The 14647-nt window shown below is 50.7% G+C and carries 14 protein-coding genes; 13 read left to right on the forward strand and 1 reads right to left on the reverse strand.

The features are described 5' to 3' along the window. Positions 1-25 precede the first annotated feature (25 nt). From BLR06_RS01790 to cobC, 8 genes are read left to right on the forward strand one after another with little or no spacing between them, the layout of a single operon-like run. Positions 26-1423, forward strand: a complete 1398-nt coding sequence (locus BLR06_RS01790) for a cobyrinic acid a,c-diamide synthase CobB (protein ID WP_092067693.1) — start codon at positions 26-28, stop codon at positions 1421-1423. A 5-nt stretch (positions 1424-1428) separates the two neighbouring features. Further along, a complete protein-coding gene (gene cobU, locus BLR06_RS01795) occupies positions 1429-2001 on the forward strand; it encodes a bifunctional adenosylcobinamide kinase/adenosylcobinamide-phosphate guanylyltransferase (protein ID WP_092067695.1) in 573 nt (190 codons plus the stop codon). A 1-nt stretch (position 2002) separates the two neighbouring features. Then, entirely contained in the window at positions 2003-3523 is a 1521-nt protein-coding gene (locus tag BLR06_RS01800; RefSeq protein WP_092067697.1) for a cobyric acid synthase, read from the forward strand. 1 nt (position 3524) lies between these two features. After that, complete coding sequence (gene cbiB, locus BLR06_RS01805) at positions 3525-4466, forward strand: adenosylcobinamide-phosphate synthase CbiB (RefSeq protein WP_092067699.1); 942 nt, start codon at positions 3525-3527, stop codon at positions 4464-4466. A 30-nt stretch (positions 4467-4496) separates the two neighbouring features. Continuing rightward, entirely contained in the window at positions 4497-5243 is a 747-nt protein-coding gene (gene cobS / locus BLR06_RS01810) for an adenosylcobinamide-GDP ribazoletransferase (protein WP_092067701.1), read from the forward strand. 24 nt (positions 5244-5267) lie between these two features. Continuing rightward, a complete protein-coding gene (locus tag BLR06_RS01815) occupies positions 5268-6146 on the forward strand; it encodes a GHMP family kinase ATP-binding protein (RefSeq protein ID WP_092067703.1) in 879 nt (292 codons plus the stop codon). After that, positions 6139-7242: a threonine-phosphate decarboxylase CobD gene (cobD, locus tag BLR06_RS01820; RefSeq protein ID WP_092067705.1), complete on the forward strand. Its 1104-nt coding sequence runs from the start codon at positions 6139-6141 to the stop codon at positions 7240-7242. Before BLR06_RS01815 ends, cobD begins: the two co-directional genes overlap by 8 nt. Then, complete coding sequence (cobC, locus tag BLR06_RS01825) at positions 7242-7847, forward strand: alpha-ribazole phosphatase (RefSeq protein WP_092067707.1); 606 nt, start codon at positions 7242-7244, stop codon at positions 7845-7847. Before cobD ends, cobC begins: the two co-directional genes overlap by 1 nt. 81 nt (positions 7848-7928) lie before the next feature. Here cobC and BLR06_RS01830 read toward each other — a convergent pair whose 3' ends face one another. Then, the gene (locus BLR06_RS01830) at positions 7929-8267 is read right to left on the reverse strand and encodes an arsenate reductase family protein (RefSeq protein WP_092067709.1); all 339 of its coding nucleotides are present in this window, start codon (positions 8265-8267) and stop codon (positions 7929-7931) included. Between the two features lie 224 nt (positions 8268-8491). Here BLR06_RS01830 and BLR06_RS01835 point away from each other — a divergent pair, with 224 nt between their 5' ends. From BLR06_RS01835 to BLR06_RS01855, 5 genes are all read left to right on the forward strand, one after another. Next, positions 8492-12157 carry a PolC-type DNA polymerase III gene (locus tag BLR06_RS01835; RefSeq protein ID WP_092069770.1) on the forward strand — a complete coding sequence of 1222 codons (3666 nt, stop codon included), beginning with the start codon at positions 8492-8494 and terminating at the stop codon, positions 12155-12157. A 374-nt stretch (positions 12158-12531) separates the two neighbouring features. Then, entirely contained in the window at positions 12532-12990 is a 459-nt protein-coding gene (locus BLR06_RS01840; protein WP_092067711.1) for a ribosome maturation factor RimP, read from the forward strand. 26 nt (positions 12991-13016) lie between these two features. Continuing rightward, entirely contained in the window at positions 13017-14060 is a 1044-nt protein-coding gene (nusA, locus tag BLR06_RS01845; RefSeq protein ID WP_092067713.1) for a transcription termination factor NusA, read from the forward strand. Positions 14061-14071: 11 nt separating this feature from the next. Beyond that, positions 14072-14338: an RNase P modulator RnpM gene (gene rnpM, locus BLR06_RS01850; RefSeq protein ID WP_092067715.1), complete on the forward strand. Its 267-nt coding sequence runs from the start codon at positions 14072-14074 to the stop codon at positions 14336-14338. After that, entirely contained in the window at positions 14335-14637 is a 303-nt protein-coding gene (locus tag BLR06_RS01855) for a L7Ae/L30e/S12e/Gadd45 family ribosomal protein (protein WP_092067717.1), read from the forward strand. The genes rnpM and BLR06_RS01855 overlap by 4 nt, the downstream gene beginning before the upstream one ends. Positions 14638-14647: the final 10 nt, after the last annotated feature.

Here is a 14647-nt window from a genome sequence, read left to right on the forward strand (position 1 = left end):
TTACAAACAAGCGGGGTGAGATCCGGTGCACAAGCAGAATATACCGCGGCTGGTGATCGCCGCCACCAGCAGCGGAGCAGGTAAAACCACCATAGTCAGCGGAGTTTTAGCCAGTCTTAAGCAGGCCGGGCGGACTGTCCAGGCCTATAAAGTCGGGCCGGATTATATTGATCCCGGGTATCACCGGCTGGCCAGCGGCAAGCCTGGGCACAATCTTGATACCTGGCTGGTGCCGCCTGAAAAACTAACGGAACTCTTTACGGCAACGGCCGGCGGCAATGATCTTGTCATCATCGAAGGCGTGATGGGACTGTATGACGGCGGGCGGGAAGGGGTAAGCAGTACGGCCGCGATTGCCAAGCTGCTTAAAGCTCCGGTTGTTTTGGTCATTGACGTAAAATCCATGGGCGAGAGCGCTGCTGCGATCGCCCTTGGATTTAAGACTTATGATCCCGGAGTTAATCTGGCCGGCGTAATTGTTAACCGGGTAGGCTCCGACACGCACCGCCTGATGGTTTGCCAGGCCATCGAAAAGCTTGGTATTCCGGTTTTAGGCTGCATTTACCGCAATGAAGAGCTGGCATTACCGGAAAGGCATCTGGGCCTGACTCCGGTGACCGAACATTGCGCCGCCGATACACTGGCCGTCATTTCCGGTCAGATCGGCCGGGAGGTTGATCTGGAGCGTTTGATCCGCCTGGCCGAAACCGCTCCGGCCCTGCCGCTTCCCGCACCGGTTCAGCCGGCTGTACGGGCGGCTAAGGTTCGCATCGGCGTGGCCGAGGATGAGGCATTTTCCTTTTATTACAAGGAAAGTTTGGCGGTACTGGCTGCCTATGGCGCTGAGTTGATCTCCTTCAGTCCTCTGAACGACCGGGATCTGCCGGTGGTCGACGGTCTGATTTTTGGTGGCGGCTTTCCCGAAATGTTTGTTGAACGGCTGGCTGCAAACGCCGGCCTGCGAACCGCCATTCTGACGGCCGGCCGGACGGGTATGCCAATCTACGCTGAATGCGGCGGGTTAATGTATTTAACGGAAAGCATCGCCGGTTTCGACGGCCGGATTTTTCCCATGGTCGGCTTGGTGCCGGCAACGTCGAGGATGGGCGCTAAACTGCAAACCGTCGGTTATATCAAGGCCGCGGCGCGTGGGGATAACTTATTGTGCAGCGCCGGCGACGTATTGCAAGGACATGAATTCCATTTTTCGCAAACCATCCCCGCAGCATCCGGCGAAGCGTTTCCCTGGGCGTTTGATTTCACCAAAATGCGGACAGGGAAGACTTATCCGGGCGGCTACGCCAGCAACAATATATTGGCATCCTATCTGCATATCCATTTTGCCGGTAATTTGAGAGCAGCCGAAAAATTCGTGCAGCAATGCCGGATTTTTAAACACAGCCGCTCCGGGCGCGGGGAGTGATGAGAATGACGAAAAAAATAATTTTAGTTACCGGCGGAACCAGAAGCGGTAAAAGCCTGTTTGCCGAACAGTACGCGCAAGCCGCAGGCCGGAAGATCGCTTATATTGCAACGGCGCAAATTTATGACAACGAAATGCAAGCCAGGATTGAACTGCACCGCCGGCGCCGCCCGAAAGACTGGAAAACCTTTGAAGCGCCGTACGATGCAGGGCAAGCGATTACCGTCGCAGCGCAAAGCTGTGATACCATCCTGTTTGACTGTTTAACCATTTATACCAGCAATTTATTGCTGGCGGACGCCGCGCCAGCGGACAAGACGGACCGTTATGCGTACATTACCGGCGCAGTTGATCAACTGCTGGCCGGCATTCACGCCTGTAACGCTACCGTTATTTTTGTCACCAATGAGGTCGGCATGGGCATTGTTCCTGAGAATGCTCTGGCCCGTGAATACCGTGATTTGGCCGGTCTGGTCAATCAGCGGGTGGCGGCCGCCGCGGATGAAGTGTATTTAGTGGTTAGCGGCATTGCAGTGGAACTAAAAAAAATTGCGGCTGAGTTGCCCGGGGGGGATTAGAATGGCTAGAACAATTATGCTGCAGGGGACAAGCTCCCATGTTGGCAAAAGTATTCTGACAACAGCATTATGCCGGATTTTTTTACAGGACGGTCAAAAAGTTGTTCCGTTTAAAGCTCAGAATATGGCATTAAATTCTTATGTAACCAAAACCGGCGGGGAAATTGGCCGCGCTCAGGTCGCCCAGGCTGAAGCCGCCGGGCTTGACCCAAGGGTGGAAATGAATCCGGTCCTGCTAAAACCCACCGGAAATTCCTGTTCGCAGGTCATTCTGCTGGGTAAACCCATTGGCAACATGTCGGCAAAAGAGTATCATACCGGTTATAGTTTAAAGGCGCTGGACGTGGTAAAGCAGAGTTTGCAAAAACTGGCCGACGAGTTTGACACCATTGTCATTGAAGGAGCCGGCAGTCCGGCTGAAGTCAATTTAAAAGCCAACGATATTGTCAATATGCGCATTGCCAAGCTATTGCAGGCGCCGGTACTTTTGATTGCCGATATTGACCGCGGCGGCGCTTTGGCCGCAGTCGTCGGCACACTGGAATTGCTGGAGCCTGATGAACGGGATCTGGTCAAAGGCATCATTATCAACAAATTCCGCGGTGATATTAATTTACTGAAACCGGCGCTGGAGTTTCTGGAAACGAAAACCGGCAAACCGGTGGCGGGCGTTATTCCGCATTTGGATGATTTGGGCATTGACGATGAGGATTCGGTATCGCTTGACGACAAGGCGCTGTCCGGTAAAACGGCTGAAATCGAGATTGCCGTACTGCGTACGCCGAAAATATCCAACTTTACCGATTTTGATCCGCTGGACAGTGAACCGGATGTTGCCGTACGTTATGTGCAAAAAGGCGAACCGATCGGCAGGCCGGATTTGTTGATCCTGCCAGGCAGTAAGAATACGACGGAGGATTTACTGTATTTGCGTAAAGCCGGCTATGAAACTGAAATCAAAGCGCTGGCCGCCGCCGGTACGCCCGTTGTTGGCATTTGCGGCGGTTATCAGATGCTGGGACAGACTATTTTTGACCCGGAGCATACGGAATCGGAGCTGGAGAGCATTGAAGGGCTGGGCTTGCTGAATACCAGAACCACTTTCGCCGCCGATAAAGTCACGCATCAGGTAACTTTAGGCTGCCAGGGTAGCGGATTCTTGGGCATTTCATTTACCGGGGAAAATATGCAAGGTTACGAAATACATATGGGGCTGACCGACTTTTTAACGCCGGTACGGCATGCGTTTACGATAACCAGCCGTTCGGGCCAGGGGGTAAACCATCAGGATGGCGTCATTAGCGAGGACGGGTTGATCATGGGCACTTACGTTCATGGCATTTTTGATAATGATGCCTATCGCCGGGCTATTTTGGATGCGATCAGAAGAAAAAAAGGACTACGTCCGGTTGGCGCAGTATTAAATAGCAATAAGCGCAAACAGGCAAGCTATGACCGGCTGGCTGAGGTTGTCAGGGGCAATCTGGATATGAAGTTAATTTATCGGGTGATGGGGAATTAATATGGAGAAATATTTGCCGGTATTCGCCGTTGTGATCGACGGCCTGATTGGCGACCCGCGCATTTCATGGCACCCGGTTGTTCTAATTGGCCGGTTAATTGCCTGGCTGGAAGCGAAATTATTGCGGCCGGCCGCGTCAGCCAAGCATAAGCAGTGGTCAGGGTTAGTCCTGGTTCTGGCAGTGCTGGGTATTTCGTATACGGCGGTCTGGGGACTGCTGGCGGTATTGGCGGCGCTTCATCCGATGGCGGCGCTGGCCGGCGGGGCGCTGCTCCTAAGCTTTTCTATTTCACCCCACAGTCTGGCGGAAGCCGGCCGGGAAATCAAGCAGTATCTACTTAAGCAAGATTTGGATCAGGCCAGATACAAAGTCGGCTGGATTGTGGGACGGGATACGAAACAGCTTGATGTCCGGGAAATCACCAGAGCTACAGTCGAAACAATCGCTGAAAACATTGTTGACGGCATAATTTCACCCTTATTTTATTTTGCAATTGGCGGCGTTCCCCTGGCCTTTTTATACCGCGCGGTGAATACGCTGGATTCCATGGTCGGGTATAAAAATACCAAGTACCTTGATTTTGGGCGGGTTGCCGCCAGGACTGACGATGTGTTTAATTATATTCCCGCCAGAATAACCGCTGTGCTGATCATTCTGGCCGCCTTTATTCTGCGGTACGATGCAGGAGGCGCTTACCGGGCGGTCCGGCGGGACGCCCGCAAGCATCCCAGTCCCAACAGCGGCTATTCGGAAGCAGGCGTAGCCGGCGCTTTAGGAATAAGGCTTGGCGGTATGAACTATTATGGCGGCGTGCAATCATTCCGGGCCTATATGGGACAAGAGCTTCACCCGTTACAGCCTGTTCACATCAAACAAACCATAGGGATCATGTTCGTGGCAACCGGCTTATTTATGACCGGCGTGGTCTTGTTGCACCGCTAATGAACCCGGGGAGGATGACACATCAATATAATGCAGGATTTTATTACCGGATTACAATTTTTAACCCGAATTAAGCTTGTCAATCAAACCGACTGGTCACCGGAAAAATTCGGCCGCAGTGTAAAGTACTTCCCTTTGGTCGGGGCTGTGTTAGGGATGGTTCTGGCCTTTGCCGCCTACGCTTTAATCAGCTTACTGCCGCTCATCGGGATTTATTTGCCGCCCCATATTGTTGCCGCTGTTCTTCTGGCTTTCACCATTGCCTTGTCGGGCGGGATACAGTGCGATGGCTTCATGGACACGATGGACGGGATATTTTCCGGGCGCTCCAAAGAGCGCATGCTCGAAATTATGAAAGACAGCCGGGTCGGAGCGAACGGGGTGACGGCTTTTTGCTCGCTTATGCTGATCAAATGGTCGCTGCTTTTGGATCTGCCGCCGGCTGATTTGCCAATTGCTCTGTTCATCATGCCGGTTTTAGGCCGGTTTGCCATGGTGGTAGGCATTACGCTATTTCCTTACGCCAGGCCGGACGGCATTGGCAAGGCCTTTGCCAATCATGCCACGAAAAAGTCCTTGCTGCTCGCACTCTTGCTGGCCGCTTTGCTGACAGCGCCAGCTGCGGCCAAGGGCCTGGCTGCCCTTGCGGTAACAATCCTTGCCGCTTACGCCTTCAGCAGTTATATTACCAAACTGCTGGACGGCCTGACCGGTGATATTTACGGCGCGCTGACGGAAATTACGGAAATTCTGGTTTTGTTGGTATTTGTCCTATAAAAAGAAGCTTAACTGGAGATATTTATGTTTGCATGTGTTAAAGCACCCGGTTCGTGCGGCGAATTGGTTCAGGGCGCCATTGATGGCCGGAGTTTTCTGGTCACCTGTCCCATTGATGTCTATTCTACCGCAACTTTAACTGCACATTCCTCACTGCTTGTAAAAGCCGGGCCCAAAGTACAAGCGGCCGTAGCCAGAACCTTGACCTACTTGGCGATTGCTGACCCGGCTTTTCAGCTTACTGTCCAATCCGTTCTGCCACAGGGCAAAGGGATGGCTTCAAGCAGCGCCGATATCAGCGCTGCCTGTCAGGCCGTTGCCCTGCGTGCGGGCAAGCGTCTGACGCCTGCGGAAATTGCCGCAATTGCGACAGCGATTGAACCGACGGATGGGATTTTTTTCCCGGGGATTGTCCGGTTTGACCATTTAAAAGCAACGGCCAGCCGCTATCTGGGAGAGCCTCCGCCGATAACGATTGCTGTGTTTGATACCGGCGGCGAAATTGATACGCTGTATTTTAACCGGCGAAGGGATTTAATGGGCCTGAATGCCGCGAAGGAGAAGCAGGTGCGGCAAGCCCTGGACTTGGTCAGCGAAGGCCTGCGGACAGGCGCGGCTGAGCTGATTGGCCGCGGGGCAACACTAAGCGCTGTGGCCAATCAGTCGATCTTGTATAAACCCTGTTTAGAAACAGTCATTCGTCTTGCCGAAGACTATGCTGCGGTCGGCGTAAGCGCAGCCCACAGCGGAACCGTGCTGGGCATTATGTTTAAATCAAACCGGCTGGACTGCTATGAACATTGTATTGCGGCAGTGCGGCAGGCTTGTCCGGAGATACGTTTTATCAAAACTGTCCGTCTGATTTCAGGCGGACTGCAAATAGCAGGTGTTAACGATGAATAATACCGTCAATTTCGAACATGGCGGAAATATATATAAAGCCCTGCGCCAAAGCGGTGCAGGGCAGGATGATTTTTTGGATTTCAGCGCCAATATCAATCCGCTGGGACTGGCCGGCAACGTGCGCGAGGCTGTAATCCGTTCCCTGGAGGATGTCATTCATTACCCCGATGCCGAAGCGCATGATTTAAAATTGGCGATTGCTGATTTTTACCGGCTGAATTACGATGCGATCACTGTTGGCAACGGAGCGGTAGAACTAATCTATGTTCTTTGTCATATGCTAAAGCCTGAGCGTGTGCTTATTCCTGTTCCGGCTTTCAGTGAGTATGAACGGGCTGCGGCGGCGGCGGGAGCAAAAGTGGATTATTACTTTTTGGCGGAAGCCAATGGGTTTGAACTGCGGCCGGACGGAATCATTCCTATGCTGAAAGGCATTGATATTGTCTTTATCGGCAATCCTAACAATCCGACAGGCACCTTGTTGACCAGACAGGAGTTAGAAGAGCTCATTGAGGCGGCGAACCGGGTGGGCTGCCTGGTGGTTATTGATGAGTCGTTTATTGAATTTCTGCCCGATGACGGCGAATATACCTGCCGGCCATTGATTAAACATTATGCCAATCTGGTGATTATTCACTCGCTTACTAAGTTTTACGCCATTCCCGGCCTGCGGTTAGGCTTTGCTTTGACTCCGCCGGAGCTGGCGAACAGGCTGAATGCAGGCAAAGATCCCTGGAATGTGAATACTCTGGCCCAGGCCGCCGGAGTAGCTGCATTTCAAAATGCCGAATACCGGTCAAAAACCAAAGCTGTCGTTCAACAGGCCAGGCAGGAATTATTCAGCAGCCTTGCCGGGATCGATAAAATTAAGCCTTATCAGCCGACAGTCAATTTTGTTCTAATCAAGCTTACCGCCGCCCGAATTACGGCCGGCGAATTGCAGCGGCGTTTGTTCGTCCGCAGGATTCTGGTAAGAGATTGCAGCAATTATCCCGGCTTGTCGCCGGTTTATCTGCGGCTGGCAGTTAAACTGCCGGAACAAAATTTACGATTGCTCAACGCTTTACAAGAATTCTTAACAGGTGGTGACCGATAATGACCAGAGTGATTTTTGTCCGACATGGCCAGACCGTGTGGAATGTAGAATTAAAATATCAGGGGCATGCCGATATTGCCCTGACAGATTTAGGTATTAGCCAGGCCCAAAAAGTCGCCGCCCGTTTGGCCGGGGAAAAAATCGCGGCTGTCTATGCCAGTGATTTAAGCCGCGCTTATCAAACAGCGGAACGTATTGCCGAGCATCATCAGCTGAACGTTGTTGCCGTTCCTGAATTCCGCGAGATTAACTTTGGCGAGTGGGAGGGCCTGAATTACACCAAAATTCACGACAAATGGCCGGAGATCATGGGCCTGATGTTCACTAAGCCGGATGAAATAAAAATTCCGGGCGGTGAAACTTTCCGTGAGTTAAAGGAACGGGCGCAAACCGGCCTGGCGCGTTTAATCGCCAGCCATGACCAGGAAACGATTGTTGTTGTTTCCCATGGCGGAACGATCCGGACAATACTTTGCGCCGCTCTTGATATCCATTTAAACAAGGTCTGGAATATCCAGCAGGACAACACTGCCGTTAATATCATTGAATATCATGACAACCGTACGATTGTTTCGCTGGTGAATGATACACACCATCTTAACTAAACGGCTTGCCGGGTTTCATTAAAGGGGGCTGCTTCCTATGTCAAAGGCATAGAAAGGCGGCCCCCTGAAGCTGCCCGTGCTTCAGGTATTTTGCCATTTGAGCCAGACCTCGGGCTGATAACCCAGCGTTGCCAGCCGGCCGTTGCGGACGACCGGTGTTTTTAACAGCAGGGGATACGACAGTAATACTTCTTCAATGTCATGAATGATATATCGAAGATTTTTCTGCTGGTAAAGTTTGCCGGCTGTATCAATAAGCTCGCTGAGGCCGATTGCGGCTTTAATACTGCTTAACTCGCCCTTGCTCAACCCCCTTGCCGTTAGATCGACAAACTGGTAGTTTATCCGTCGTTCTTTAAAATATCTTTCCGCCTTTCTGGTTGTCTGGCATTTTTTTGTACCAATAATCTGGATGTTCAATTGCTTTTTTCCTCCTTAGCTGCGCAGGCCGCCAGTTGCGGTAAATCCGTCCGCTTTGCCGGGCAAAAAATGCCGGTATGGTTAAAAATACCTTATTTTGCCGCTTAAAGCAAATGTTTATTGCGGATTCCGGTCAAACCGGCTGGTTTTATTCCAGTGACGGCTGGATTTGTTCTATGATAAAATTAAAACATTGTAATGTTGAAAAAAGCGAGGCCCTGGATATGCATAGTTATTGTATTATACCAAATAATTGCGAGAATTTCTGGCTGTTTGTATCCAGCCTGCCGATCAGCGACGCTGAAAAAGCTCTGTTAAAGCAATGTGGAATTGCCAAGGTCCAGGTGGATACCAAACGCAACTGCTGGGAAGTGTTTTTAACTACCCAAACGCCCTTGCCGGACAAGCTGCTGGCGTTGGCTGCCCGGCAGCTTTGCAGTAATTGCGGCATCAAGGAAGTACGGTTTAGGCAAAAGATCACCGTACTCAAAGACTATCTTGATACCCAATGGCCTGAATTTGTCCAAAAAATTGCCAGGGATCAGCCGACAGTGAAATATTTGCTGATGAATGCCAAACGCTGTTTTGACGGACAAAAACTGACCATTGAAACCAGCGGCGATTTGTCGGCCGAAATGTTTGAGTCCCACGGAATCCACCGTGCCATCAAGGCTTTGATTTTAAAGGAATTTAATCAGCTTTGCGAGGTAGAGTGCCTCGCTGTAGCCGATTACACGGCAGTACCGCCGGATGAGGATATTTACACCCGGGAATACCTGGACGCCTTGAACGAAAGCACGAAAACAACGCCGGCCAAAGCATCGAACAATCCCGTGATCTTTGGCCGTAATATCAAAGATGCGCCGCTGCTCATCAATACCATCCAGGATGAGGCCCGTAATGTTGTGGTCACCGGCAAAATTATCAATGTTGAAGCCCGTGAATTGCGCTCAGGGCGTTTTTTGCTGACCTTTGACCTGTCGGATGCAACCGACGGATTAAGCGCCAAAGTGTTTTTTGACGATAAAGACAAATTTGATAAAGCGGCGGCAGGCGTGGTGAAAGGCCTTCAGGCCAAAGTCAAGGGAACCGTTCAGTTCGATAAGTACGCCAATGAGCTGGTGATGTTTGCCGACAGCCTGTGCCGCATTGACGTTGCCGAGCGTCAGGATCATGCGGCAGTCAAACGGGTAGAGCTGCATGCCCATACTCAAATGAGCAATATGGATGCGGTTGTCTCGGTAAAACGGCTGATCAACACCGCTGCTAAATGGGGGCATTCCGCGATTGCCATAACCGATCATGGCGTGGTGCAGGCTTTCCCGGAGGCCTGCGAGGTGGCTGCCAAAGCCAACATCAAGGTCATCTACGGCATGGAAGGCTATTTGTTTAAAACCGATATCAACCAGGCGAACCATATTGTAATTTTGGCTCAAAATACCATTGGGTTGCGCAATTTGTACCGGCTGGTATCCTTGTCGCATCTGAAATTTTTGCACCGTACGCCCCGTATCCCCAAAGCCGTGTTGGCGGAGCACCGCGAAGGCCTGTTGTTCGGCTCGGCCTGCGAGGCCGGTGAGCTTATCCAGGCCATTGTACGCGGCGCTTGTGAGGCTGAACTGCTGGAAATAGGCGCTTTTTACGACTACCTGGAAATTCAGCCAATTGCCAACAATGCTTTTTTGGTTCGCGAGGGCCTGGTAAAAAACGACGAAGGGCTGCGGCAAATTAACTTAACGGTGGCTGAAATTGCCGCCAAGCTGAATAAACCGCTGGTGGCAACCTGCGATGTCCATTTCTTAAATCCGGAAGATGAGGTTTACCGCCGTATTCTGATGGCCGGCAAAGGCTTTTCCGATGCCGACAATCAGCCGCCGCTGTTCTTTCGGACCACAGAGGAAATGCTGGAGGAATTCAGTTATCTGGGGAAAACAAAGGCCTATGAGGCTGTGGTTGAAAATCCGCAGCGGATTGCCGGACTAATTGAAAAATTCAAACCTATTCCTGACGAATTATATTCACCGCAAATACCGGGCGCTGAGGAACAAATCCGCTCAATGTCTTACCGGCAGGCCGAGCAGTTATATGGTACGCCTTTACCGCAGCTTGTCGCCGACCGGCTGAAGTATGAGTTGAATTCAATTATCAATAATGGTTTTGCCGTGCTTTATCTCATTGCCCATAAGTTGGTAAAGAAGTCGCTGGATGATGGTTATCTGGTCGGCTCGAGGGGCTCGGTCGGCTCTTCCTTTGTTGCGACAATGACCAATATCACCGAGGTAAATCCCCTGCCGCCGCATTGGCTGTGCCCGGCCTGCAAATATAGTGAATTTATTACTGACGGCAGTTACGGCGGTGGTTTCGATTTACCGGACAAACATTGTCCGCAGTGCGCCACATTGTTGAAAAAGGAAGGGCATGATATACCGTTTGCCGTATTTATGGGCTTTCATGGCGATAAAGTGCCTGATATTGATTTGAATTTTTCCGGTTATTACCAGCCTGTTGCCCATAAGTACACCGAGGAGCTTTTTGGCAAAGACAATGTATTCCGGGCCGGCACGATTGCTACCATTGCCGACAAAACCGCCTTTGGCTATGTAAAGAATTATCATGCCGATAAAGGACTTACCGTGCGCAATGCTTATATCAACAGTCTGGTTGACGGTTGTACCGGCGTCAAACGTACCACCGGACAGCATCCCGGCGGAATTATGGTTGTGCCCAGGGACATGGATGTACATCATTTCACTCCGATTCAGCGCCCGGCGGATGACAAAAACTCGACCACCGTCACGACCCATTTTGACTATCACTCCATCAGCAGCCGGCTGGTCAAGCTGGACATTCTGGGTCACGACGATCCGACGGTGATTAAAATGCTGCAGGATTTAACCGGCCGGGACCCCAAAACCATTCCCTTTGACGACCAGCAAACCCTGAGCCTGTTTTATTCTACGCAGGCCCTCAAGCTAACCCCCGAACAACTGGGCAGTACGGTGGGAACTTTCGGCATTCCGGAGTTCGGCACAAAATTTGTCCGGCAAATGCTGGAGGATACCAAGCCCAAAACGTTCAGCGAACTGGTCAGGATCAGCGGATTCTCCCATGGCACCGATGTCTGGCTGAACAACGCCCAGGACCTCATCAAGGCCGGTACGGCCAAGTTGTCGGAAGCCATCTCGGCCCGTGATGATATTATGGTCTATTTAATGCAGCGTGGTCTCGATCCGCAGGATGCCTTTAAAATCATGGAGGGCGTGCGCAAAGGAAAAGGGGTAAAGCCTGATGAAGTTGCCAAAATGCGGGCGAAAAATGTACCGGAATGGTATATTGAGTCCTGCCAGAAAATAAAATATATGTTTCCGAAAGCGCATGCGGTGGCCTATGTGATGATGGCGTTCCGTATTGCTTATTGCAAGATCCACTATCCGCTGCCCTTCTATGCGTCCTATTTCAGTGTAAGAGCAACGGAGTTTGACGCCGACCTCGTGGTCCAGGGGGAACAGGCGCTGCGCAATCAATTGAATGAATTCGAGCAGAAGGGCAACACAATGTCGGCGAAAGAAAAGAGCATGCAGACCATTGTGGAGATGGCGCTGGAAATGTATTTGCGCCAATTTACCTTTGCCCGTGTTGATCTGAACAAGTCTGACGCCGCCAAGTTCCTGATTATTGACAATGGATTACTGCCGCCGCTGGCGGCGCTGCAGGGATTAGGCGACTCAGCCGCTCAGAACATTGTCGCCGCCCGGCAGGAACGGCCTTTTTCCTCAATTGAGGATATCAGAATCAGAGGACGGGCGTCCAAAACAGTCATTGATATTTTGCGGGGCCATGGCTGCCTGGATGATTTACCGGAGACCGACCAGATGATGTTGTTTGCCTAGACCGTTTTTTGAGGTTGTAAAAACTCCGCCGGAATGGTATAATAAATTCGGTAATAATTGGCTTGCGCTAAAGAGTGGGTAAAAAACCCACTCTTTCATCTTATGTCTGCGTTTTGACGGCGTATAAAGCGCCGCGCCGGAAAGGATCCCACCAAAGTTTATCCAGCCTTAAGACACGCCGGTATCCCCGGGAATGTTTGCGGGCGTTGAACAAGTACTTGAGAGTCTGGCTCAGTCCGGAACAGCTTCAGAGGAGGTGAGAACTTCAACTGAAGCAAGTCTTGCTTTATCCTGCCAAATATAGGGTATAAGCGGATGCCTTATGAGGTAAAAATAAAAGAAAGAACTGTTACGATTGGGCAGGAGGTGCTAATATGTCTAACCGAGTTGAAGATCTGGTCGAAAAACTGACGCTGGAACTGCTGGCTGACACCGGAATTGAACTGGTTGATGTTGAATATGTAAAAGAGCGTGACTGGTACTTACGGGTATTTCTGGATAAAGCAGGCGGTATTGAAATAGAAGATTGCCAATGGCTTAGTGAGCAGCTGGAGGAAAAGCTGGATCAACTGGATCCAATTAAGGACAGCTACTATCTTGAGGTCTCCTCGCCCGGGCTTGACCGGGCGTTAAAAAAAGAGAAGGATTTCCTCCGTCACGTTGGCGACATGGTTGAGATTAATACCTATGCGCCCATTGACGGAAAAAGGGTGATTGTCGGTAAATTAACCGGGCTGGTTGAAAATAGTATCCAGCTTGAGGTTGACGGGCTGGCGTTGGCCATACCACGCGATAAGGCCGCTCAAGTCAGATTGCATTTAGATTTTAAATAAAAACAATTAAATAGGGGGAATTATGGGTGAACGCAGAGTTCATGCAGGCATTTGAACAACTTGGCAGGGAAAAGGGTATTGCACCGGAGATTTTATTTGATGCGATTGAGGCCGCGTTAATTTCGGCTTACAAGCGCAATTTTGGCTCAGCGCAAAATGTGCGGGTTTCATTAGAACGAACCACTGGCGAAATTCATGTTTTTGCCCGCAAAAACATTGTGGAGGAAGTTACCGATTCCCGGCTGGAAATGGATTTGCCGGAAGCCCAGGCGATTGACCGCCGTTATGAATTGGGTGACGTTATCGAAATAGAAGTAACGCCAAAGGATTTCGGACGAATTGCCGCCCAAACGGCCAAGCAGGTCGTAGTTCAGCGGATTCGCGAAGCCGAGCGCGGTATTATTTATGAAGAGTTTTCCAATCGGGAAAGTGACATTTTAACCGGCATAGTCCAGCGGATTGAACAAAAAAATGTGTTTATTGATTTAGGAAAGGCTGAAGCCATTTTAGCGCCCTCCGAGCAAATAGCCGGCGAACAGTACCGTCATGGCGACAGAGTGAAAACTTATATTATTGAAGTAAAAAAGACGACCAAGGGACCGCAGATTCTGGTATCCCGCACGCATCCCGGCCTGCTCAAGCGGCTGTTTGAGCTGGAGGTGCCGGAAATTCATGATGGTATTGTTGAAATTAAGTCTGTGGCCCGCGAGCCAGGCTTACGTTCTAAAATTGCCGTTTACTCCCGTGATGAAAATGTTGATCCGGTCGGCTCCTGTGTCGGTCACAAAGGCATGCGGGTGCAAACCATTGTTGATGAATTGCGCGGTGAAAAAATAGATATTGTAAAGTGGAATGCCGATCCGACCAAATACATTGCCAATGCCCTCAGTCCGGCCAAAGTCATTTCGGTTGAGGTCAATGAAGCGGAAAAGCTATCCAAAGTGGTAGTGCCTGACTATCAATTGTCGCTGGCGATTGGCAAGGAAGGGCAAAATGCCCGCCTGGCCGCCAAGTTAACCGGCTGGAAGATTGATATCAAGAGCGAATCACAGGCTCAATCGGCGTCTTAGGAGGAAGGGTCATGGCGCAAAAGAAAATTCCTCAGCGAATGTGCGTTGGGTGTCAGCAAATGAAAAATAAGAAGGAACTGCTGCGGATTGTACGTACGCCCGAAGAGGCGATTGTGCTGGACAATACCGGCAAAAAAGCCGGCCGGGGCGCTTATGTCTGCCGCAACGAACAATGCTTTGCCAAAGCCTTTAAGGAAAAACGGCTGGAAAAGGCGTTCAAGCATGCCGTCGATCCGGACGTCTACGACCAACTCAAAGCAGGAATTATGAAAGAATGAATATACAAAACGTCTCGTCGCTGCTCGGCCTGGCCCAGAAGGCCGGCAAAATTGCCTCAGGTGAGTTAGCGGTGGAAAAAGCCGTTAAGTCCGGCAAAGCCAAGCTGATTGTCATTGCCGCAGATTCTTCCGACGGCACCAAAAAAAGATATCATGACATGTCCCAATATTATCAAGTGCCGCTGTATGAAGTTTTCACCAAACAGCAGCTGGGCGGCTGTATTGGCAAGGAGTACCGGGCAGCGCTTGCCATTGTTGACGCAGGTTTAAGCCAGGCTGTTTTAAAGGCTTTGCAATGATAATGTTACG

The sequence above is a fragment of the Dendrosporobacter quercicolus genome (assembly GCF_900104455.1).
In the GTDB taxonomy this organism is placed as follows: Bacteria; Bacillota; Negativicutes; order DSM-1736; family Dendrosporobacteraceae; genus Dendrosporobacter; species Dendrosporobacter quercicolus.